Raw genomic sequence first — 23,788 nt, 5'->3', positions numbered from 1 at the left:
CGGCCTTATGCCTATCCGTTTTTTACTGCTGCGTCTGCTCTTGCTGGCCCCGGTGGGGCTAGTAGGCTGCACCGGCGCCCGCAAGGCGTTTCCTTACCCCATTCAGCTGGTTGACCCCCGGGCAACCTATCAGACGAAGGCTTTATTCTATAATCTGCAACACCCCGCCCAAAACGGCATTTTGTTTGGGCAGCAGGATGCCACCCAATACGGCGTGGGGTGGAAAAACGACCCCGGGCGTAGTGATGTAAAAAGCGTGGTGGGCTCTCACCCGGCCGTGTATGGCTGGGATGTAGCAGACATAGTGCGGGCCGATCTGCAAGCCAATGTGAAAGGCAACGAGGCCTTAGAGCGCAACCGTAAGCTAGTGATTGAGGCCTACCAGCGGGGCGGCATGAACACGTTTTGCTGGCACATGCACAACTTCGTGACTAGTAAAAGCTTCTATGACACCACGGCGGCCATGGCGGCCATTCTGCCCGGCGGTGCCCGGCACGCCGCTTACACGCGCAGCCTTGATGTACTTGCAACCTATTTCCGAAACCTGAAAGCCAAGGATGGTACCCTGGTGCCGGTCGTGTTTCGACCCCTGCACGAGCACACGGGCTCGTGGTTCTGGTGGGGAAAGCGACATTGCACTCAGGCGGAGTTTGTGCAGCTGTGGCAGTTTACGGTGCACTACCTCCGCGACCAAAAGAAAGTGCACAACCTGCTGTACGCCTACTCCCCCGACCGCACTCCCACTCCGGCTGCCTACTTTGAGCGCTACCCCGGCGACGCCTACGTAGACGTGCTCGGCCATGATAATTACTGGGATTTTAACGCCCTGACTTCTCCCAACCCCGGCGTCACAACCCTCGAAACCCTAGTAGACGAAGCCCAGGCGCGCGGTAAAGTTGCCGCCCTCACCGAAACCGGCCTCGAAAAAATCGAGAACCCCAACTGGTATCCGGAAAACCTGCTCGGCCAGATTAAAAGCAGCCCCAAGGCCCGGCAGATTGCCTACCTGATGGTGTGGCGCAATGCCCACGAAGGCCATTTCTACGCGCCCTACCCCGGCCACAGCAGCGTGCCGGGCTTTAGGCAGTTTTACCAGGATTCCCTTACTACCTTCGAAAGCGATAAGCCCAGGCTCTATACAGTACCCAAGCCGCCGCGCAAGCGCACTACGCCCCCGGGTTAAGCCCAGACTCTGATTGCCAGCAGTAGCCTACAACGCGGCCGGCCAGATTTCCATCTGGCCGGCCGCGTTGCGTTGAAAAAGAGCCTAGGGTTTAACCGCTTTCTTTCTGATCTTCACGGGGGGCGCTTCCTGCTGCCGGAGTGATGATTTGCGGATGATCAGGGAGTTGGCCAGCACCACGCTCTTGGGCTCCTGCTCCTGCTCGCCGGCGTGCTGCAGCTCATCCAGCAGAATGTCAATTACGTTTTTGGCAATGCTTTCTACGGGCTGCGCGATTACGGTAATGGCGGGCGTGTACAGCCGAAATAGGTCGTGGTCGTCGTAGGAAATAACGGCCAGATCATTCGGAATCCGCAGCCCCAGCCGGGAAATGGCTTCCAGCCCGTAGATGCTCAGGTAGTTGGTTGAGAACAGGATGGCGTCGCAGTCCCGATTGCTTTGAATAAATGCCTGGATATCGGCAGTGGCATGTTCGGCCTCCTTGGTCATTTTTACGCGGTGCACCTTTAGCGGCAGCTCGTGTTCGTCCATGGCCCTCACGTAGCCAGCAAGGCGGGCTTCCATCTGGGTCTGGGTGGAGTCGGTCGTGACGAAGGCCACGTGGCGAAAGCCCTGCTCGAGCAGGTGCTGCGTGGCCTCGTAGGTCCCGCGGGCCCCATCCACCACAATAAAGTTGGTCGCCAGGCTGGGCAGGTACCGGTCGAAAAGCACGATTGGCGTCTGCTCGCGCAAAATGGCGCTTATCTGCTCTTCAATTCCTTCGGAGGGCACAATAATGTAGCCATCCACATGCCGCTCCTGGAACATGGAGATAAGCTCCTTGGTTTTTTCCGGATTGTTATCGGTGCTGCAGTAAATGATGCGGTAGCCCCGCTCAAAGGCCTGCTTTTCAATCAGCCAGGCGACGGTAGCAAAAAACGGGTTGGAAATATCCTCTACCACCAGCCCGATAACGTGGGTTTTGCCGGTGCGCAGGCTTTTGGCCAGGTGGTTTGGTTTATAGCCAACCTCGTCAACATAAGCCAAAACGCGCTGCGCTACGGCATCACTGATGCGGCTTTGCTTGGCTTTGCCGTTCAACACCAACGACACCGTGGCAATCGACACTTCCAGGTGGCTGGCAATGTCATTGATCAACGTCCGCTTTTTTACCTTACTACTCATGGTTGGATCTGCTAGGTACTCACCCATCAAAGGTAGGATAAAGCCCTAAAACCGTAAGTGCCCGCTTTACCAACCCGCCCATGCTCCCTTAGACCGGGCCGCGGGCCAGAAAGGCAGGGCGGGCTGGTCGTACCGGCGGTGTTCCGGCTAGGCCACCAGGTACGCGGCGCCAAACACGCCGGCACTATCGCCCAACATCGGTTTCACCACCGGAGCGGCAAAGTGATGGTCGAAGATATGGGGCGCAATACTGGCCACCCCAGCCGTATACAGCTCCGAAATGTTGCCCACGCCGCCGCCAATTACAATGACATCCGGATCGAGCATATTCACTACCGCGGCCAACGCCAGGCCGAAAAAATGCGTCAGGCGGTTAAGCGTATTTACGGCGGCCGCATCCGTGCCTTCGGTAGCACGGGCCATAATGTCCTTAAGCTCCCGGTGCTGCCCGCTTTGCTCGGAGTAGAACTGCTCCAGCGCGGGACCCGACAAAATGCTTTCGATGCAGCCGGTTTTGCCGCAGAAACAGGGTTTGCCGGCTGTTTCGCTCAGGTAGTTGTGGCCCCACTCCCCCGCCAGGCCATGAAAGCCTTCCAGCACCTGCCCGTTCACGACGATGCCGCCGCCCACGCCGGTGCCCAGAATGATACCAAACACTACTTTGGCCTCGGGGAACTGATCTTTCACAATCCCGAGCCGGGCCTCGGAAAGGGCAAAGCAGTTGGCATCATTGGCCAGTGCTACCGGCCGGCCCAGCAGCTGTTCCAGGTCGGACTTTAGGGGGCGGCCGTTGAGGGCGGTGGTGTTGCAGTTCTTCATCAGGCCCGACTGTGGAATCATGGTACCGGGGGTGCCCAGGCCCAGTTTCTTGGCGCGGTAGCCGGCGGCCTGCTCCATGCGCTCTACCAGCTGCTCAATCTGCCCCAGCATGTGGTCGTAGCCGTGACTGGCCTGGGTGGGCACCCGGTCGCGGAACAGTACCTGGGGATCCTGGGCTGATTTCAAAATAACGCCTTCAATCTTGGTGCCGCCCAAGTCGAGCCCCCACAGGTTGAGGCTCTGGTCAAAGCCCGCTTCCGTAAGCTCACTAGGCGTTATACTCAACTCAGGCCTGGTGCTCGGCGCGGAAACTAGTGCGGTAAAATCACTCATGCTGCGTATGCTTGTTATAGTTAAGGGTGTCCGCTGGGGCGGGTTGTAGGGTAAAAACCAGCCCTACCAGCCGGTAATGGATGCCCGGTAGGCCGGCCGCTCCTGCGCAATCAGCGGGTGCTCGGGCCGGCTCGGGTGACTGTCGCAGCCAATGGCGTAGCGCCGGCGAAAAGGAAGAAAGAAAGCAAGCGGCAGACGGTTGAAGGACTTCATCACCAGGTATCGGTGCGGAAGGGGGCGGCCGGTAAGCCTTCCCGGTTGTAGAGGTTGCCGGCGGGGTTGTTGGCCCAGTTATAGCGCACGGCCACTGGCTTGGGCACTTCGGGGCAGCGAAGCACCACCTGGTTGTTTTTTACGGTTGCCTGCGCCCAATAGAACTTCTTATCAACCCCGGCCACCGCAAAGCCCCGCAGCGCGGCATGTGGGTTGTTTACTTCGAGCCCCGAACCGGTTTGCGTGAACCGCAGATACACAGCGCGGTCCTGGAAGCGCACGTTTTTCAAAACCGGACCGGCGGCTACTACCTTGTTATCGCCATACACCACCTGGCGGGCTACCAGGGCTAAGCGGTGGCCAACGTCCTGCTTGTTGGCCGGATGAATGTCTTCTGCTTCGCCCAGGTCAATGGCAACGGCCATGCCGGTGCGCGGCAGGGCCAGCGCCGCCGTCTGGGCTTCGCGCAGGCGGGCCCAGTCAGAGTCTTCGGGTTGCGGCAGCACCGGCGTCCAGTTGGCCAGCTGCACAAACAAAAAGGGCAATTGCGCATTCCAGCGCCGGCGCCAGTCCTGAATCAGGGCCGGAAAAAGGGTGCGGTATTGCGCCGCCCGTCCCACGTTGCTTTCTCCCTGATACCAGATAACGCCTTTGAGCGCATACGGAATCAGGGGCGCAATCATGCCATTGAACAGGGCGGCCGGGGTGTTCTGCGGCTCTTTTTCGTGTAAGCCCGGCGTGGAAAAACTGGCGGCCGGAACCGCTTTCTGCCGAAAATCGGGCAGCTCCTGCAGCTTTTCCTGGCTTACCCAGGCTTCGGCCACCGTACCGCCCCAGGGGCTGCTGATAATGCCTACCGGCACGTGATACTGCTGATGCAGGTCTCGGGCAAAGAAGTAGGCCACCGCGGAAAAACCTGCCGCTGTTTGCGGACTGCACACGGTCCAGGTATAGCCCTGCATTTCGGCCTGGGGCCGGGAGGCCGGCGTTTTCTGCACCGTGAACTGCCGAATCTGCGGGAAATTGGCTTGGGCCAGCTCCTGCTCGGCGTTCTTGATGAGCGGATAGGCTCCGGGCTTCGGCGCATTCGGGTCGCGCAGCGGTAACTCCATGTTTGATTGCCCCGAGGCCAGCCACACGTCGCCCACCAGGATATCCTGGATCCGGAGCGTGTTATGCCCGCTGATGGTCATCTGGAAAGGGCCACCGGCGGGCAGAGCCGGCAGCAGCACTTGCCACTTGCCGGTCGCGGAAGCGGCAGCCGAGTAGGTTTTGCCCTGAAAGCTGATGGTTACCTGCTCGCCGGCATCGGCCCACCCCCAGATAGGAAGCACCTGTTCTCGTTGCAGCACCATATGGTCACTTACCAAGGCCGGAAGCCGGACGGTGGCCTGGGCCGCCAGGCTGCTACTTATCAGAACAAAGGTAAAGAGAACCGGAAGCTTCATAGAAACAGGATGCAGCTAAGCAGGGAGGAGGAACTGCCAGTCGGAAGAAAAAGCGCAAGGTTACGGGTCTGGCCAGCCCGACAATCGTTTGCAGCAGCTTTTGCATTGCTGCCGGCGGTAGTAAGCTTCTGCCGGCAGGCGCTGGTGGTTACTGGTGGTTACTGGTGGTTGCTGATGGTAGGATTTTCCTGGTTAACCCGCTTTCCGGCGTGACTGATTGCGGTACTCAGAAAGCGCGTTTTGTGTTTGCTAAAACGTATTTGCAAACTAATATGGCAGATTTATTTCTATCCACAAGCGTATTTACGTTTTTATATAAATACTAGAAACGCTATATGCAGCGGGTGCCGGCGTATCCCCAGTCAGCTGGTACCCACTTAGGGCTTGCTTTCAGTCTTGGTTTAAAGGCCTTAGCAGCTTCGTACTGCCGCGCGCTTTTAGTTAGGTAGCCCGGCTACCGCAAGGGTTGCAGCATCAGTAAACCCGGGCGATAGCTGCTCTAAGAATAACAACTCAAACGGACAACATTTGGCCCCCGGCGGCTGAGTACCGCTACTGTTCCCACCTTTCGGTACGCCCTCAGATGGTTAAATAAATTTCTGGGCCCGACCGAATACTTTTCCCGCAAACGTTTGTAATTGCTAAAACCTTTTAGCTTTGCAAACAAGACAGCCCCAACCCTAGGCACCTTCCACCTGGGCGCAACTGTTGCGGTTCTAACCGCAATCAACCGAGTACCAGGCCCTGTATTCCTTTAAACCGCCATTCTGACCTTCGTACCTTTTTCCGCAGAAATCCCGTCCCATGCTTTCACCCTCCCTTTCCCAGTGTGCCCTCCTTGGCTGGCTGTTTGCGCTGCTACTCACCACGCAGGCGGTAGCCCAATCTGCCGGCACCGGCAAAACTACTACTCTTCTCACTTCGGGCTGGCGGTTTAAGCAGCTAGGCAAAGACAACTGGGCCCCGGCGACCGTGCCCGGCACGGTGCACACCGATTTGCTGGCCAGCAAGCAGATTGAAGACCCGCTGTACCGCGACAACGAACTAAAGCAGCAGTGGATCGGCAAGACGGATTGGGAGTACGAAACCACGTTCTCGGTGCCGACTACCACGCTGCAGCGCGCAAACCTGGAGCTGGTGTTCAAGGGCCTTGATACGTACGCGGATGTGACGCTCAATGGCACGGCCATTCTGCACACCGACAACATGTTCCGGGAGTGGCGCGCCAACGCAAAGTCCCAGCTAAAAGCTGAGGGCAACCGCCTGCACATCCGGTTTCGCTCGCCGCTCAACGAGGTAGCCGGGCTCCCCGCCAAGTTTGGGTACAACCTGTTTGCCGTCAACGATGAGCAGGCAATGGGCTTTGTGGGCGACAAAGGCCCGGTGCTGAGTCCCTACACGCGAAAAGCGCCCTACCAGTACGGCTGGGACTGGGGTCCGCGCTTCGTAACTTCCGGGATTTGGCAGCCGGTGCAGCTGGAAGCCTGGGACAACGCCAAGGTGACGGACTTCCACGTGATTCAGCGCCAGCTCAGCCCGCAAACGGCCCAGCTCGGCTTGGAGGTTGAATACGAAGCAGCTGCCGCTACCCCCGGGGAGGCAACGCTCCTTATTGAAACTACCGGCCCCGATGGCAAAGCGGTAGGCCCGCGCCTGGAGCAGAAAGTAACCCTGCAGCCCAACCGCCACACCCTGACCGCCGAGCTACGCCTGGACAACCCCCAACTCTGGTATCCGGCCGGCTACGGGGCGCAGCCGCTGTACCGGATGCGGGCCCAACTGCTGCAGAACGGACAGCTGCTGGATGAGGCCACCACCCGCATTGGCCTGCGCACCCTGCAGCTGCGCCGCGAAAAGGACCAGTACGGCAAGTCGTTTGAGTTTGTGGTCAATGGCATTCCCGTTTTTGTTAAAGGCGTGAACTGGATTCCGGCCGACATTTTCCCGACCCGCGTGACCAATGCCAAGTATCATAAGCTGCTGAAAGCGGCGAAAGATGTGAACATGAACATGATTCGCGTGTGGGGGGGCGGCATTTACGAAAGCGAGTACTTCTACAACACCTGCGATGAAATGGGCTTGCTGGTATGGCAGGATTTTCTGTTTGCGTGCTCCTTTTACCCCGGCAACCAGGAGTTCATGGACAATGTGCGGGCCGAAGCCACCTACCAGGTGCGGCGCCTGCGCAACCACCCGAGCCTTTCCATCTGGGTGGGCAACAACGAAAACGAAGTGGCCTGGCAGCAGTGGGGCGTCCCCGAAAAAATGGGCAGCCACAAGCTGGAAGTGTGGAGCAACTACCTCAAGCTCTACCGCGACCTGCTGCCCACCGTGCTAAAAGAGCAGGACCCGCAGCGCCCCTACATGTCCTCCAGCCCTTCGGCGGAGTTTGAAGATATGGCGGGCTCCCAGACCAATGGCGACATGCACTACTGGGAGGTATGGGGGGGCACTGCCCCACTATCTGATTACGAAAAGCAGATCCCCCGCTTTATGAGCGAGTACGGCTTCCAGTCGTTTCCGGAGCTGAAATCGGTCAAGGAGTTTACCATCGAATCAGACCGCGACATTATGTCGCCGGTGATGAATGAGCACCAGCGCAGTATGGTAGGCAACCCGCGCCTGAAGGATTACCTGCTGCGGGATTACAAGGAGCCCAAGAATTTCGAGTCGTTTCTGTACGTAAGCCAGGTGCTGCAGGCCAATGCCATCAAGCTGGCGGCCGAGCACTTGCGTCGCAGCCGGCCGCGCACCATGGGCTCCATGTACTGGCAGTTAGAGGACTGCTGGGGGGTAGCGTCGTGGTCATCGATCGACTACTACGGCCGCTGGAAAGCCCTGCAGTATGCCGCCAAGCGCTTTTATTCCGATGTGCTGGTAAGCCCCCACGAAGAAGGCGACAACGTGCGCTTCTATGTGGTGTCAGATAAAACCACGGCACTGCCTGGCCGGCTGCAGGTGCGCCTCCAGGATTTCAACGGCCGCACGCTGTTCAAGCAAACCGAAAACCTGCAAATCGAGCCGCTCACCAGCAAAGTGTACCTTGACATCCCACGGGCTAAGCTGCTCGGCAAGCAAGATCCCAAGAAGGTAGTGCTCAGCTGTGAGGTGCAGCAGGCCGGCCAAGTCGTGAGCACCAACACCTACTACTTTGCTTTGCCCAAAGAAATGACGCTACCCCCTACCAGCGTCCGAACCGACTGGAAACAAACCACCGACAGCACCTTCCAGGTAACGCTCCAGAGCAAAACCCTGGCCCGCCAAGTGCACCTGCTGCTCACGGAAAAAGACGGCTTCTTCGAAGACAACTATTTCGACTTGCTGCCCGGTGAGAAAAAGACGCTGACGTTTACCAGCAACGGCCCCATCACGCTGGCCGAGCTGCGCCGACAGCTCACGGTTCGCTCTCTTGCCGACGCATTTTAACCGCCCCGACTAGGCCCGCTACTACCTCCAACCTCCCTGACCGGCCTTTAGCTTAGCCCCGCTGCGGATTACCGATTCTTACGGTTACTACTCATGTCTACTACCCTTCCTTTCCAGGCTAACCCCACCAAGCGGGTAGCCCCCTGGGCCCTGAGTGCCCTGTTGGTAGCCGGTGCCTGCCAACGCGCCGGCATTCCTGGCACTGCTGCCACCAACCCTGCCGTTACTTCCACCTCCATCCCTACAGCGGCGGTGGCACCTCAGTGGAGCACGAGGGTGGCACAGCTGCTGCAGCAGATGACGCTGGAGGAGAAAATCGGGCAGATGACCCAGCTCACCAATGCCACCATCAACCACACCGGCGAACAGAAAGATGTAACCCTGGACTCGGCTAAGCTGGTGCCGTTCATCCGGGACTTTCACGTGGGCTCTTTCCTGAACGGAGAAGCTGTGCCGCCGAAGCAGTGGATTACCTATCTCTCGGCCCTGCAGCGCATTGCCCTGCGGGAGTCGAGGCTGCACATCCCCATCATCTACGGCATCGACCACATGCACGGGGCCAGTTACGTCTCGGGGGCCGCTATTTTCCCGCATAACCTGAACCTGGGCGCTACCTTCAACGCTGAGTTTGCCCGCCAGACCGCCCGCGCCACGGTGGTAGAATCAGCTGATCTGGGCCACGCCTGGGTGTTTGCCCCGGTCCTGGACCTGGGCCTGAACGTGTACTGGCCCCGCGTATACGAAACCTACGGCGAAGACCCGCACGTGGCTTCCGTGATGGGGGCCGCCTTTGTGCGCGAACTGCAGGAAAACCAAGACATAGCGCCGTATAAGGTTGCGGCCTGCGGCAAACACTTCCTGGGGTATTCGGACCCCCGCAACGGCTGGGACCGGACCAATGCCCTGATTCCCGATCAGCGCCTGCAGGAGTTTTTTCGACCCTCTTTCCAGGCCGCTATGGATGCCGGCCTAAAGAGCATCATGATTAACTCCGGCGAAATTAACGGCGAGCCGGTTCACGCCTCCAAGGCCATCCTCACCGATTTACTGCGCACCCAAATGGGCTTTAAAGGCGTGGCCGTAACCGACTGGCAGGATATTATTCGGCTGGTAACCATCCAGAAAACGGCTCCGAACGAAAAAGAAGCCACCTTTATGGCCATTGATGCGGGGGTGGATATGGCCATGACGCCCTACAACACCAACTTCTGCCGCCTGGTAAAGGAGCTGGTGCAGGAAGGACGCCTCACCGAGGAGCGCATAACCCTCTCGGCGGGTCGCGTGCTGCAAATGAAGGACGAAATCGGCTTGTTCGAGAACCCCATGCCCCGCACTGACCGCCTCAGCCGCATCGGCTCCCCGGAATTTAGGCAGCAGTCGTTGGAAGCCGCCCGCGAGTCGATTGTGCTACTCAAGAACGAGAGAAATATCCTCCCCCTTTCGGCGGCCCAAACCAAGCGCATTCTGGTTATCGGCCCCTCGGCCGATTCCCGGGCTAACCTGTCCGGCGGCTGGACCCTGGCCTGGCAGGGCCGCGCCGAAGAAGCCTACCCCCGAGAGGTTTCCACGGTTTTCTCGGGCCTGAAAAAGGAATTCCCGAATGCGCTGGTAGAAACGGTGCCCTATCAGGATGCGAAAGGCAAACCCCAACTTAGCCAGGTGCTGGCCGCTGCCAAGCGCGCCGACGCCGTGGTGCTGGCCCTGGGCGAGCGGCCCTATACCGAAGGCATTGGCAACACCAGTGACCTGACCTTGCCCGAAGACCAGCTGCAGCTGGTGCGCTTGGCCCAAAGCAGCGGCAAGCCCACCATTATGATTATGATTGGCGGCCGGCCCAACATTATCCGGGCCGTAGCCGAAAAAACCGGCGCCATTGTGTGGGCCGGCCTGCCCGGCTTTGGGGGTGGACAAGCTATTGCCGAAGTGCTAAGCGGTAAAGTAAACCCTAGTGGCAAGCTGCCCTTCACGTATCCGCAGTTTGCCGGCCACATTTCCAACTACCACCACGACAACAACGAAAACTCCCTGGAGCTAAGCGACTTCGGGGCCGGCTTCGAGAACCGCGGGGCCAAGTACCAAGCCCCCATGCTGACGGAGTTTGGGGAGGGCCTGAGCTACACCAGTTTCCAGTACAGCAACCTGCAGCTCTCCGACTCGGTGCTCAGCCCCACTGGTTTCGTAAAAGCGACGGTGCGCGTCACCAACACTGGCCAGAAAGCAGGCCAGGAAGCAGTGCTGTGGTATCTGACCGATGAGGTAGGCAGGATTACGCGGCCCGTTAAACTGCTCAAACACTTCGAAAAGCAGCGCTTCAACCCCGGCGAAAGCCGGGAGCTGACCTTTACCATTCAGCCCCAGCCGGACTTAAGTTACCCCGGTCCCGATGGCCAGACCCGTTTGGAAGATGGCTATTTCACGCTGCGGGTCGGCGACCAGACCAAGCGTTTCCGCCTGGCCGGCGCTCCGGCCCCCACTGCCACCGGCACCGCTACCCGGCGTGCCGGCACCAACTAGGGCCGTTACCTGCCAACCTTTCCTTCTCCTTCCGCTTCATTCAACAGTCCTGTTATGGCGTCCCCCGCTCCCACTTTACCTCGTCCCGCCGTAGCCGGTCCGGGCGCTTCGCAGCGCTTCACCTCGGCACTGGCGGCCGTTACTACCCTGTTTTTTCTCTGGGGCTTCATCACCTGCCTCAACGATATTCTGATTCCGTATCTGAAGGCAATTTTTCAGCTGAGCTATACCCAGGCCAACTTAATTAATCTCTGCTTTTTCGGGGCCTACTTTCTGGTGAGCATTCCGGCCGGCCGGCTGGTGGCCAAAGTAGGCTATAAGCGCGGTATGCTCATCGGCTTTGGCGTGGCCGCTCTGGGGGCGTATTTGTTTTACCCGGCGGCCGCCCAACGGGCCTACGGCCTGTTTCTGGGCGCGCTCTTTGTGCTGGCCTCGGGCATCACCATTCTGCAGGTAGCCGCCAACCCGTATGTCGCTATTCTGGGTCCGCCCGAGTCGGCTTCGTCGCGGCTGACGCTGACGCAGGCCTTCAACTCGCTGGGCACCTACCTGGCCCCGTTACTGGGCAGCGCCCTCATTTTGAGCAAGCTGCCGAAGAATGTGGACGCGGCCAGCGCCGCTGGCATCGATGTGACGGCCGTGCAGACGCCTTACCTGGTGATTGGCACCGTGCTGCTAGTGATCAGCCTGCTGCTGAGCCGCGTGCACCTGCCCCAGATTGCACACGTGGCCGAAGACACCGTTGCGACGGGCAGCGGCACCGTCAGCGGCCCGGGCAGTGCCTGGAACTACCAGCACCTGGTGTTCGGGGTGGTGGGCATTTTCGCCTATGTTGGCGCCGAAGTCGCCATTGGCTCGCACATTGTCAACTACCTCGGCCTGCCCGACGTGCTGGGCTTAACCGAAGAGCAAGCCGGCAGTCAGGTGGCCAACTACTGGTTTGCGGCCATGGTGGGCCGCTTTGCGGGCGCGTATCTGCTGGGCAAAATTTCCCCCGGCAAACTGTTGGCCTTTAATGCCGTGGGCGCCATTGTCCTGGTGCTGATTTCGATCAACACCACCGGCGCCGTGGCCATGTGGAGCCTGCTGGCCGTGGGCCTGATGAACTCGCTGATGTACCCGACCATCTTCACGCTGGCTGTGGCCGGCCTGGGTCGGCATACGGAGCAAGCCTCCGGGCTCTTGTGCACGGCCATTGTGGGCGGGGCGGTGATTCCGCTGCTGTTCGGCGTCATCGCCGACCACAGCACCTTGCGTCTGGCCCTGTTGGTGCCCGCCGCCTGCTACCTCTACATCATGTGGTACGGGCTGCGCGGCAGCCGCCGGGCGGCCGTAGCACAGGCCTAGCTACCTAGCTCCTGGGCACGGCTCCCGGTGTACCACACTTCGTGGGCGAGCGCCCGCCTTTTCACTTCCCTGCTGTTATGGCTGTACGTAAGCATCAAACTTCTCTTCGCGACCTGGCTCAGCAGCTTAATCTGTCGGCCTCCACGGTATCGCGGGCCCTGGCCAACCACCGGGACATCAGCGAAGCCACGAAGGAGCGGGTCCGACAGGCGGCTCAGGAGCTGCATTACCGCCCCAACCAGCTGGCGGCCGCCCTGCGCAAAGGCCACAGCCAAACTCTCGGCGTAATCGTGCCCCACATCAAGGGCTACTTCTTTCCGGCCGTGATGAACGGGATTGAGAAAGTAGCCACCGGCGAGGGCTTCAGCGTGCTGCTGTGCCAGTCCAACGAGGATGTGCGGCGGGAGCGGCAAAACATCGAGACCCTGCTGGCGGCGCAGGTGGAGGGCATCCTGATGTCGGTGTCGGCCACTACCATGACCGAGCTGCAGCACCTGGTGCAGGTGCGCGAGCAAGGCACGCCCCTGGTCTTTTTCGACCGGGTACCGGATCTGCCCCAGAGCATGGCCGTGATTCTGGATGACTTCCAGGGAGCCTATCAGGCGGTACGGCATCTGATTGAGCAGGGCTGCACCCGCATTGTCCACCTGGCCGGCCCGCAGCACCTGAACACCAGCCGCAACCGGTTTCTGGGCTATAAAGCGGCCCTGGAGGCGTACGCGCTGCCGGTTGAGGAGCAGGCGGTGTATGCCCTGCCCGCCCTGACCCACGAGGCCGGCCGCCTGGGCATGCAGCACCTGCTGGCCCTGGAGCCCACCCTGGATGGCGTCTTTGCCGCCTATGCCATCCCTTCAGTGGGGGCCCTGGAAGTGCTGCGCGAGAAAAAACTTCGGGTGCCGCAGGATATTGCCCTGGCCTGCTTTAGCAACGAGCCCTTTACCACCATGACCCAGCCCCAGCTGACGGTAGTTGACCAGCGGGCCGAGCAGATGGGGGAAACGGCCGTGCGCCTGTTTCTGCAGCTGCTGAAGCGCGGCCCGGCCTACCAGCCTCCCCACCTGATTCTCAAGCCCGAGCTCATCATCCGCGACTCCTCCCTGCACCAGTCCCAGGAGGCGCGCGGGCCCCGGTAGCGGCGGGACCGTCTGTTCCCGGATCGCCCCTTCGTTTGGTGCTCTTTACCTTTTTCAATTGCTTTCCCTTCCTTGTTTCCTTTTTCCGTATGAGCGTAGCGTTATCAAAACCCCAGCTGTTCCAGCAAGTTGAGTTGCAGCTGCAAGAGCAAGGCTTCCGCATTGAGCGCCAGGACCAGACGCGCCCCTGGGGCGGATTCTTTGTGCTGGCTGAATCCCAGGCCCAGGCGTTTGCCGACCGCTACTTTGCGGGCCTGTCCGTCGAGAGCCTGCGCATTGCCGGCCAGCTCAGCCCCAAGCTCTTGCTGGTAGCCCCCCACCAGCGCCTGTCCTGGCAGTACCACCACCGCCGGGCCGAAATCTGGCGCGTGGTCAGCGGCACGGTTGGTGTGATTATTAGCCCTACCGACGCGGAAGGCGAGCTGCACACCTACGGCCCGGGTGAGCAGATCACCCTGCGGCAGGGCGAGCGCCACCGCCTCATTGGCCTGGACGACTGGGGCACGATTGCTGAAATCTGGCAGCACACGGATGCTAGCCAGCCCTCCGACGAAGACGACATCGTGCGGGTCCAGGACGACTTTGGCCGCTAACCCGCATCCTATCCCTTCGGGGTCTGCTACCGGGCTGCCGGGCCAGTGACCCCACCTTTTTCGCGCTACACTACATTTCTATGCTTGCTTTCCAATCCCTCCCCTGGAAACAGGGCTTGCGGCTGCTTGCAGCTGGCACGCTGCTTTCCGGCGCCTTTCTACCCCATGCCCATGGTCAGGCCGAGCTGGCGCCCTGGGGCAACCTGGCGGGCATGCGCCTGCAGGGGCACCTGCTCGAGTTCACTACCAGCCTCCGCACCGTCGGCCCGAACTGGTCGCGCGTGGCCATGACCGGCAAGGAGATGCAGCGCCCCAAATACACCCGCCGGGGCCCGCAGCAAGTCGTTACCACCATGGTCGACAGCGTGGCTTTTACGGAAACGGTGGTCAACACCCAACCCGGGCAGGCCGACGTGACGGTGGCCCTGCAGGCGCTGGCTAACCGCGAGTTGCAGGGCACGTACTTCACCTTTTCCCTGCCCCAGGAAGCCTTTGCCGCCGGCACCGTGGAGTTTCTGGATGCCGCCGGTCAGCCCCTGGCCCAGCAGCCCCTGGTCGGTTCCGCCCCGGCCGAGCCCATCGTGGCCAGCCGCCTGCGCATCACCGCCCCTACCCGGCAAGTCGAGGTGAGCCTGCCCGAGCCCGCCCCCATCACCCTGCGGCAGGATGCCCGGGGAGCTAAAACCTTTCAGCTCTACCTACCCATCCAGCTGGGCAGCCTGCGCCGGGGCCAGACGGCCACCAAAACCTTTCACCTGACGGCAAGCGGGGAAGTGGACCGCACGCCGGTTCAGCTTACCCTGGACCCGAGCAAGCCCGGCCGCCCGTTTGAGGGCTTTGGCGGCAACTTCCGCCTGCAGAACCCCACCCACGATCCGGTCGTCATTGACTACGCCCTGAAAAACCTGCGGGTGAAATGGGGACGGGTAGAAATGCCCTGGCAGCTCTGGCAGCCTAGTCAGGCCACCAACCCCATTGCCGCCGCCAAAGCCGGCCAATTGGACCAGCACGTGCGCGAATCCATGGAAATGGCCCAGCGGCTCAGTAAGCTGGGCATGCCCGTGATTGTCACGGCGTGGTCGGGGCCGGCCTGGGCCATTGTGGGGCCGCCGGCATCGGGTAACGGTCCCGGGCCCGACGGCATCTGGGGCAACCCGCTTAATCCGGCCACTATGCAGGCCAGCTACCAGTCCATTGCCGACTATCTGGTGTACCTGAAAGAGCAGTATGGGGTGGAGGCGGCGATGTTTTCCTTTAACGAGTCGGACCTGGGCATCAACATCCGGCAAACCGGCCAGGAGCACGCCGAGCTGATCAAAGGACTGGGTGCCTACCTGGCCTCGCGGGGCCTGAAAACCAAGCTGCTGCTCGGCGACAACTCCGATGCCACCACCTACCAGTTTATTTACCCGGCGATGCAGGACGCGGCCGCGCGCCCCTACATCGGGGCCGTGTCGTTTCACTCCTGGCGGGGCTGGGATATCGAAACCCTGCAGAAGTGGGCCGAGGCAGCCACCCAGCTGCAGCTGCCCCTGATTGTGGGCGAGGGCAGCATTGATGCCCAGGCCTGGGGCTACCCCGACGTGTTCGAGGAAGAGTCCTACGCCCTGGAGGAAATCAACCTGTACACACGCCTGCTCAACATCTGCCAGCCCGCGACCATTCTGCAGTGGCAGCTCACCTCCGATTACTCGCCGCTGGCGGGGGGCGGTATTTTTGGCAACAACGCGCCCCTGCACCCCACCCAGCGGTTTTGGAACCTGAAGCAGCTAGCGGCCACGCCAAGCGGCATGGCGGCGTTACCGGTTGCTGCCAGCCAGCCAAACGTGTCAGTGGCGGCGCTCGGCAACTCGGCCAAGGGGCAGTACGCCTTTCATGTGGTAAATAATGGGGCCACTCGCGAAGTAACCCTGAGGGGCTTGCCCCAGAACATTAGAAAGCTGTCCACCTACACTACTGACCGCCAGCGCCACGCCAAGCAAGGCCGGAAAGTGAAAGTTTCCAAGAACGGGGAAGCCCGCTTTACCCTGGATACGCGTAGCTACCTCACCCTGACGACGGAAAAGCTGCAGTAAGGCGGCCCACTTTACCACTAGGTAAGCCTATAATCAGGATACTAGCGACGCTATGCAGGTACAAAAGCACTTTCTGGCCCTACTCCTCTGGTGCTTGTCTTCCGCGGTTTGGGCCCAAACCGCGGGTAGTAAAAGCAGAGAACGGCTCTCACTCGATACTCAGTGGCGGTTTGCGCTGGGGCACCCGTATGATGCCACCAAGGATTTCGCTACTGGTACGAGCTACTTCTCCTACCTGGCCAAAGCCGGCTACGGGGACGGGGCCGCCAGCGCGCAGTTTGACGACCGGGCCTGGCGCGAGCTCAACCTCCCCCACGACTGGGCCGTGGAGCTGCCCTTTGACAGCACGGCCCAGCACAGCCACGGCTACAAAGCCATCGGTCGCAATTTTCCGACTACCAGCGTGGGGTGGTACCGCAAAACCTTTGCGGTTCCCGCCGCCGACCTGGGCCGCCGGATTTCACTGGAGTTTGATGGGGTGTTCCGCAACTCCAAGGTTTGGATCAATGGCCATTACCTGGGCACGGAGCCCAGCGGCTACAGCAGCTTCCGGTATGATCTAACCGAGTACCTGAATTATGGAGGAGCCAATGTAGTCGCCGTGCGGGTGGATGCAACCATGCCCGAAGGCTGGTATTACGAAGGAGCCGGCATTTACCGCCACGTGTGGCTCACCAAAACCGCGCCCCTGCACGTGGCGCCCAACGGCACCTTCGTCACCACCCAAGTGGCCGGGACGGGCGCGACGGTGCACGCCCGCGCCAGCATCGTCAACGAAGGCCTGGGGCCGCAAACCTTTTCCGTGGTGCACACGGTGCTGGATGCCCAGGGCCGCCCGGTCGCCAGCAAACGGCAGGATAACGTGGTGCTGGCTTCCTATCAGCAGCAGGAAATAGCGCTGGCCTTGCCCATAGCCGAGGCCCGGCGCTGGGATCTGGACTCGCCCTACCTCTACCAGCTCCGCACCACGCTGCTCGTCGGCCAGCAGGAAGTAGATCGCTACGACACGCCCTTCGGCATCCGAACAATCCGGTTTGATGCCCAGCAGGGCTTTTTCCTTAATGATAAGCCGGTAAAGCTCAAGGGCACCAACAACCACCAGGACCACGCCGGGGTGGGCACGGCCCTGCCCGATGAGCTGCAGTACTTTCGCATCAAGGCCCTGAAAGCCATGGGCTCAAATGCCTACCGCTGCTCCCACCACCCGCCTACCCCTGAGCTGCTGAGGGCCTGCGACGAGCTGGGCATGCTGGTGATCGACGAAAACCGGCTGATGGGCACCGGCTACCAGCTGCAGCAGGAGCTCAGAAACATGATCCTGCGCGACCGCAACCATCCAAGCATTATCAGCTGGTCCATTGGCAACGAGGAGTGGGCCATCGAAAACAGCCCCACCGGGGCCCGCATTGCCACCGCCATGCAGGCCTATGCCCACAGCCTCGACTCCACGCGTACCACGACGGCAGGTATCAGCGGGGGCTTTGGCAGCGGCATTTCCGACGTGCTGCAGGTAATGGGCTACAACTACCTGGGCAACGGGGACATTGCGGCCCACTACCGCCGCTTCCCTACTCAGCCCGGCATGGGCACGGAGGAAGGCTCGACCTTTACTACCCGTGGTATCTACGTCACGGATCCGCAGAAACACTACCAGGCCGCTTACGACCGCAAGCCGCGACCATCCTTTTACTCCATCGAGGAAGGCTGGACCTTTTATGCTACCCGTCCTAATCTGGCCGGCATCTTTATCTGGACCGGCTTTGACTACCGCGGGGAAGCCACGCCCTACCAGTGGCCCTCGGTCACGTCCTACTTCGGGATGATGGATTTGTGCGGCTTTCCCAAAGACAACGTGTATTACCTGAAATCCTGGTGGCGCCCGGAGCCTACCCTGCACCTGCTGCCCCACTGGAACTGGCCGGGCCAAGAAGGCCAGGAGGTAGCCGTGTGGGCCTACTCCAACTGCGATGAGGTCGAGCTGCGGCTCAACAACCACAGCTTGGGCCGGCAACCCGTAGCGCTGAACTCCCACCTGGAGTGGAAGGTCCGGTACGCGCCCGGCACCCTGGAAGCCCGAGGGTACCGGAAAGGCCGCCACATCCTGACGGAGAAAGTTACCACCACCGGGGCCGCGGCCGCAATTCAGCTGACTTCTCATAAAGCCACCCTGCACGCCGGAGGGCAGGATATTGCAGTCGTCACCGTCGCGGTAACCGATAAAACCAAGCGCACGGTACCCACGGCCAAGGAGCAAATAACCTTTTCGGTAACCGGGCCGGCCACCCTCATTGGGGTGGGAAATGGCGACCCGACCTCCCGGGAAAAAGAGAAGTTTGTGGAGGACATCCGAGTGGTCGGCCTTTCTCAGCTCCAGGAAAAAGCGTTTTCCAGCTTGGCCGAAGGCGTGGCCGCCGTCTCCCAGCCTGGCGCAAGTCCGTGGCAGGCGGCGTTCGTGGGCCGCAACTACCAGCAGCTGGCCGCCGCCTACCTCCACCGGGGCACCTTTGAGCTGCCCGCCAGCGTACCGGGCACGGAGGTCACGTTTTTCTACCGCAGCATTGGCCAGCAGCAAACCATTTACCTTAACGGCCACGAACTAGCGCGGGACCTGCCGGTCAGCACGGAGGGCAACGTGTTTAAGCTCAGCGCGACCATGCTGAAACCGGGCGTCAACACCCTCGATATCGTCGCCACTCCCCTTCGCAAGCAGCGCGACTGGGATGTGGTCAACACCGATCCGGGCACCATTCAGCTGCGCACCCCGGCCGGGGCCTGGAAGCGCAATACCTTTAACGGGCTGGCCCAGGTACTTCTCCAGTCCACCGCCGAAGCGGGCGAGGTAACCCTTACGGCGACCGGCCCCGGGCTAAAGAAAGCCGTCCTCAAACTTCGCTCGCAGCCACCGGCCCCCTAGTAGCGGGATAGTCCTGGATAGTCCCTGGCTTCGCGGGTTGCGAAGCCAGGGACTTTTTCTGCTTTAACCGGAGCGGGCAGGCGGCGCGCTTGGTGTTGCAGAAGCCTGGGTTTGCATAGCCCCCGCCGCGTTCCGGTTCTCGGCCCATTAGGGTGGGCCGACGGGCAATCCCCCTGCTATGCGCCCCACCAACAAGTAAGCCGCCCCTACACCGGTGTAGGGGCGGCTTACTTGTTGGTGGGGGCAGGGTTTACTTGTTGAGCACCAGCGTTACCACGTCGTGGGCCGGGATAATGGCCTGAAACGGTTTCTTGGTGGTGCCCGCATCCTTTTTGGCCCACGCGTTGCGCACCTTATAGGTGGTTTTAGCGGCGTTCAGCTCGGCTTTTGACAGCTCATCCACCACGGGCGTAGCTTTCCAGTCCAGGGAAACCGGCTGGGGGCGGCGGCTGCGGTTCAGGAATGTTACCGCCCACTTGCCCCCATCCAGGGGCTTAAGCCAGGTTTCCAGGCTGTCCTTTACGCTGTGGCGGAAGCCCTGCACGCCCAGCTTATCCTGGTTGATGGCCAGCACCTCGCGGTTGGTGAGGATGTCTACCGTTTCCTTTTTCATGGAGCGGATGTCGTTGCCCGTAATCAGCGGGGCGGCCAGCATGGCCCACATGGCAAAGTGGGCGCGATCCTCGTTGACAACCATGCCGTTGCCGACTTCCAGCATGTCGGGGTCGTTCCAGTGGCCGGGGCCGGCGTACTGGCGCAGGCCCTCCTGCTTGTCCAGGATGGCCATAACCCCGAAGGACTTCCAGGTGCCGTGGTCTTCGATGCAGTCAAAGCAGTTGTAGATGTCGCCGGTGGTGCGCCAGAGGTGGCCCACGGCGGGTCCCCACTCCCAGGGCTTGTCATTGCCCCACTCGCATATGCTCAGGACCATGGGCCGGCCGGCCTTGCGCAGGGCCGCGGTAATGGTTTTATAGGCGCCCTCGGCTTTCAGGCCTTCCGTGTTGCACCAGTCATACTTCAGGTAATCCACGCCCCAGCTGGCGTACATCTGGGCATCCTGAAATTCGTAGCCCCGGCTGCCGGGCCGGCCCCCGCAGGTCTGGGAGCCGGCATCAGAGTACACCCCCATTTTAAGGCCTTTGCTGTGAATGTAGTCGGCCAGGGCCTTCATGCCCGAGGGAAAGCGCTTGGGATCGGGCTGGATAAAGCCCTGGGCGTCCCGGTCGCCGTGCCAGCAGTCATCGATGTTGATGTAAGTGTAGCCCGCGTCCTTCATGCCGGAGCTGACCATGGCGTCGGCCACTTCCCGAATCAGCTTTTCATCCACGTTGCAGGCAAACTTGTTCCAGCTGTTCCAGCCCATGGGCGGGGTCAGGGCCAGGTTTTCGTACTTCTTGTAGTTCTGCACGTAGTTGTTGCCCTGGCTTAACGCCGTAAAAGAGGCGAGCAAGCCACCTGCCAAAAGGGAAAAAGTTTTCATTCAGCTTATTATGTATATGCGCAACCACTTCGGGGCCCGTAGCACCCCAGGCCTGGCCGCGTGATAAAGAGTTGTACAGTAAACCGCCCCGAACGGCTAGGTCCGGGGCGGCCGTGAACAGGAAAGCAAACGGGCTACTACCAATGGGGGCTTCACGCCGGGGCCCCTGGCCGTTGCAGCGGTATTTTGGGCTAGCCCCTTCCCTTTCCCTTCAGGGTCTACTCTTTGGGCACAATCCGGAAGTTGTCGAAGGAGATGTCAGCATCGAGGTTACCGTCGCCGTGAAACAGGAATTTAAACTCATGCTGCGCCTTCGAGGACAGCAACGGCGTATTGATGATGTCGCTGAGCTTGATGGACTTGGTGCTCCACTTGCCCCGCGTGTTGAACGGCACCAGCGGTTTCCACTGGTAGGTGTTGGTGCTGCCGGCGTCGCCATCAATCAAAAATTTGATGACGTTGGTGCTGAACGGCTTCAGCGTGTTGACCTCAAATTTGAGCACGTAGTTAGCGGGGTTCGCCACAATGTCATTAGAGATGACCAGGTTGTTGGCCGAGAACTCCGTCCAGGCCCAGCTTCCGATGGGCTGGTTGATGCGCAGGTATTTGCCGTTGATGGCGCCGGGCGTGGCCGCGTCGGTGATGTAGGTATCGCCGCCCCATACGCTGCCCCCGGCATCGTAGCTGAAGAGCATGTTGCGATCATCCATATACTGGCCGGGCACCGGGCGCGCTACCTGGTTGGCGTCCAGCACTTTCACGGTAGCGCCTTTAGAGGCTGAGGCGGGCACCACAAAGTACAGGGAGTCAGCGGTGGCGCGGGTGATGGGAACCTGCGTGCCGGCCCATTCAATCTTGCCCTTTTCGGGGGTAATCTCATACAGGTCGAAATTCTGCCCGACAATAGCCATCATTTTCCCGGCCGGGGTGTACTCATTGCTCATACCGGCAATGGAGAGGGGCGGAATGGAAATGGAATAGCTGGTTTCCGCCGAGCCACCAGCCGATACAACCGTGATTTTATTGGTGATTTCCTTGGGGGCCACCCGCGGAATGCGCAACGTGATTTCGGTGGGCGTCACGTAAGCATCCGCCAGATTAGCCTCTACATCGTTGAACACGACTTTGCTGACGTTGCAGAAGTTGTTGCCCCGGATAATGATCCAGTCGGCCAGGTTGCCGGTAGTGGTCGCGGCGGTACGGTCAGTTGGGAGCGTTACCTGCGAAATGCTCGGGGTGCCACCACACACATCATCACTTTCCTTTTCACAGGAGGTGAAGGAGAAGGCACTTACGAAAAGAGCCAGGGTACCTAGTTTGGTTAAATGCGGATGTACGTTCATTGCTAGTGCCTTGTGGGAATTTGCGTGACGCTGCGTTTGGCAGCTTTCAGGTAAGCGGCGCCCCTGGGGAGGCAGTGAGCTTGACGGCCCTACCTACCTCCCCTCATTCGGGTGTCCGTTCCCTTACCAGCCGGGGTTGTTGCCGGTAATCAGTTTGTTGGCGTTAAGCTCAGCCACCGGAATCGGGAACAGCAGGTGCTTTTGCTGCCGGCGCTTGATCACGTTGTTTTCGTCGATGTCAATAGCATTCATGACGGGCAGGTAGATGCCCCAGCGCAGCAAATCCCAGCGCCGGTCGCCTTCCAGGGCCAGCTCCCGCCGGCGCTCTTCCAGCACAAACGAGCGGAATTCCTGCTGATTCAAGGATCCTACTTCCGAAGCACTATTCCGACGACGCACTTTGTTTACCGCCTCTTTGGCCTCCGCCGTAGGCGAGCCGCTAACTTCGTTGTCAGCCTCAGCAAAGATCAGCAGCACATCGGCGTAGCGCAGCAAGGGGAAGTTGAAATTGGAGCGGGTTACGGTGCGGTCCGACACCGCCTCAAACTTGCGCAACCGGGCAATGTGCGCATCATCCAGGCCCGACTGGTCGGTGGGCTGGTAGCCGTACCGGGCCCGCTTGGCCTGGGCCAGGGGGCTGGTGTCAGTGCCGTCCACCACGGAGCTGTCGCGCAGGGGGTAGTAGTGCGTGCCGCCCCACATTTTCCAGCGGTGCAGCACTCCCTCGGTGATGCGCTGGTCGTTTTCCTCGAACAGGTTATACCAGTGGTCGGAAGCGCCAATCCAGCCGCCCTCAATTTCACCATTGGTTTGAATTCGCCCAATGCGGAAAAGCGACATCTCATTGCCAAACTCGGGGTGGTTGGACAGCGTTTGCAGGGACCAGATATGCTCGCCCGTGTTTTGGTTGCTTACCTTCCATACGTCCGCGTGACTGGCAAACAACTCATACTCGCCGCTTTGCATTACTTCCTGCGCCTTGTCCCGGGCCAGCTTAAAGTACTCGGCCGAGTTCAGCCCTTCCAGGCCCGCTACTACTGTTTTAGGGTGGGTAATAGGCTGGGGCTTCAGCAGCACCGGCTTGCCATTCACCATTTGGGTTGCGCGCCCCCCCAGTACCGTTACCTGGCCACCGCTCAAGGAGCCGGAGGCCATGGTCAGGTAGACCTTAGCCAGCAGGCTGCTGGCGGTACCTTTGCTGATGCGGCCCGCCTGGTAGCCAGCCCCTTTAGTTGACGGCAGGCTGGTTTCGGCCAGCTTTAGATCCTCGATAACAAAGCTGTAGACGTCTTTTACCGGGGTGCGCGGGTTTTGCGGCGAGGTGCCATCGGTCACCGCCTTGGGCAGCAGTGGAACCGCGCCATAAGCGCGCACCAGCATGAAATAGGCCCACCCCCGCAGGAAATGCAGTTGGCCGAGGGCGTTTTTCTTGGTCGCCTCATCCATCGTCATCTCCTCAATACGCGCGATGCCGAAGTTGCAGCGGTGAATCAGGGTGTAAGGGCCGTTCCAGGCGTAGTCAATTCCCCAATAAGCCTGAAAGTTACCCGAGCCCACGTCCCCATACGCCCAGCTGGGGCCGGTGGAGTCATCCGAGTCGTAGTCCCACAGGTTTGGGAAGGGGCCGTAGCGAAACATGGGGTCTGACACCAGCGCATTCAGAGCGCCATTCACGTAGGTGTTGGCATCTGTCACCTGGGTGGGGCCCACAAAGTCCAGGGGTTTCTCTTCCAGGAAGTCTTTGCAGGCCGTAGTGGCAAGCGAAGCGGCAAAGAGAAGGGCGAAAAGTTTTATTTTTTTCAT

15 protein-coding genes are annotated in these 23,788 nt (G+C 60.4%); 8 read left to right on the top strand and 7 right to left on the bottom strand.

All coding sequences use genetic code 11. From position 1 onward, the window contains the following. Nucleotides 1-7: 7 nt before the first annotated feature. Entirely contained in the window at nucleotides 8-1,183 is a 1,176-nt protein-coding gene (locus tag ACYVHC_RS18375; RefSeq protein ID WP_460615255.1) for a glycoside hydrolase family 26 protein, read from the top strand. Nucleotides 1,184-1,267: 84 nt separating this feature from the next. Here the strand turns inward: ACYVHC_RS18375 and ACYVHC_RS18370 are convergent, their stop codons facing one another. The 4 genes from ACYVHC_RS18370 to ACYVHC_RS18355 form a co-directional block, all read right to left on the bottom strand. Continuing rightward, nucleotides 1,268-2,347 carry a LacI family DNA-binding transcriptional regulator gene (locus ACYVHC_RS18370; RefSeq protein ID WP_460615254.1) on the bottom strand — a complete coding sequence of 360 codons (1,080 nt, stop codon included), beginning with the start codon at nucleotides 2,345-2,347 and terminating at the stop codon, nucleotides 1,268-1,270. Nucleotides 2,348-2,494: 147 nt separating this feature from the next. After that, nucleotides 2,495-3,499, bottom strand: a complete 1,005-nt coding sequence (locus ACYVHC_RS18365; protein WP_460615253.1) for an ROK family protein — start codon at nucleotides 3,497-3,499, stop codon at nucleotides 2,495-2,497. A gap of 63 nt (nucleotides 3,500-3,562) precedes the next feature. Further along, nucleotides 3,563-3,712: a hypothetical protein gene (locus ACYVHC_RS18360; RefSeq protein ID WP_460615252.1), complete on the bottom strand. Its 150-nt coding sequence runs from the start codon at nucleotides 3,710-3,712 to the stop codon at nucleotides 3,563-3,565. Beyond that, complete coding sequence (locus ACYVHC_RS18355) at nucleotides 3,712-5,160, bottom strand: sialate O-acetylesterase (RefSeq protein WP_460615251.1); 1,449 nt, start codon at nucleotides 5,158-5,160, stop codon at nucleotides 3,712-3,714. Before ACYVHC_RS18355 ends, ACYVHC_RS18360 begins: the two co-directional genes overlap by 1 nt. 804 nt (nucleotides 5,161-5,964) lie before the next feature. Here ACYVHC_RS18355 and ACYVHC_RS18350 point away from each other — a divergent pair. The 7 genes from ACYVHC_RS18350 (at nucleotide 5,965) to galA (ending at nucleotide 19,162) form a co-directional block, all read left to right on the top strand. Continuing rightward, the gene (locus ACYVHC_RS18350) at nucleotides 5,965-8,586 is read left to right on the top strand and encodes a beta-mannosidase (protein ID WP_460615250.1); all 2,622 of its coding nucleotides are present in this window, start codon (nucleotides 5,965-5,967) and stop codon (nucleotides 8,584-8,586) included. 93 nt (nucleotides 8,587-8,679) lie between these two features. Further along, entirely contained in the window at nucleotides 8,680-11,100 is a 2,421-nt protein-coding gene (locus ACYVHC_RS18345) for a glycoside hydrolase family 3 protein (RefSeq protein ID WP_460615249.1), read from the top strand. Nucleotides 11,101-11,154: 54 nt separating this feature from the next. Next, nucleotides 11,155-12,447, top strand: coding sequence for a sugar MFS transporter (locus tag ACYVHC_RS18340; protein ID WP_460615248.1), 1,293 nt, complete (start codon nucleotides 11,155-11,157; stop codon nucleotides 12,445-12,447). 77 nt (nucleotides 12,448-12,524) lie between these two features. Next, nucleotides 12,525-13,580, top strand: coding sequence for a LacI family DNA-binding transcriptional regulator (locus ACYVHC_RS18335; RefSeq protein ID WP_460615247.1), 1,056 nt, complete (start codon nucleotides 12,525-12,527; stop codon nucleotides 13,578-13,580). Between the two features lie 89 nt (nucleotides 13,581-13,669). Next, nucleotides 13,670-14,173 (top strand): cupin domain-containing protein, encoded by a 504-nt coding sequence (locus ACYVHC_RS18330; protein ID WP_460615246.1) that lies wholly within the window; start codon nucleotides 13,670-13,672, stop codon nucleotides 14,171-14,173. 80 nt (nucleotides 14,174-14,253) lie between these two features. After that, nucleotides 14,254-16,248, top strand: a complete 1,995-nt coding sequence (locus tag ACYVHC_RS18325) for a glycoside hydrolase (protein ID WP_460615245.1) — start codon at nucleotides 14,254-14,256, stop codon at nucleotides 16,246-16,248. Nucleotides 16,249-16,342: 94 nt separating this feature from the next. After that, complete coding sequence (gene galA / locus ACYVHC_RS18320) at nucleotides 16,343-19,162, top strand: beta-galactosidase GalA (protein WP_460615244.1); 2,820 nt, start codon at nucleotides 16,343-16,345, stop codon at nucleotides 19,160-19,162. A 250-nt stretch (nucleotides 19,163-19,412) separates the two neighbouring features. Here the strand turns inward: galA and ACYVHC_RS18315 are convergent, their stop codons facing one another. The 3 genes from ACYVHC_RS18315 to ACYVHC_RS18305 form a co-directional block, all read right to left on the bottom strand. Further along, nucleotides 19,413-20,642 (bottom strand): glycoside hydrolase family 27 protein, encoded by a 1,230-nt coding sequence (locus ACYVHC_RS18315; protein WP_460615243.1) that lies wholly within the window; start codon nucleotides 20,640-20,642, stop codon nucleotides 19,413-19,415. 218 nt (nucleotides 20,643-20,860) lie between these two features. Continuing rightward, nucleotides 20,861-21,985 (bottom strand): glycan-binding surface protein, encoded by a 1,125-nt coding sequence (locus ACYVHC_RS18310; protein WP_460615242.1) that lies wholly within the window; start codon nucleotides 21,983-21,985, stop codon nucleotides 20,861-20,863. Nucleotides 21,986-22,108: 123 nt separating this feature from the next. Then, nucleotides 22,109-23,788 (bottom strand): RagB/SusD family nutrient uptake outer membrane protein, encoded by a 1,680-nt coding sequence (locus ACYVHC_RS18305; RefSeq protein ID WP_460615241.1) that lies wholly within the window; start codon nucleotides 23,786-23,788, stop codon nucleotides 22,109-22,111.

Source organism: Hymenobacter seoulensis (genome assembly GCF_054780535.1).
The sequence above is the reverse complement of the archived record's forward strand: the minus strand, read 5'-3'. Positions and strand labels throughout refer to the sequence as shown.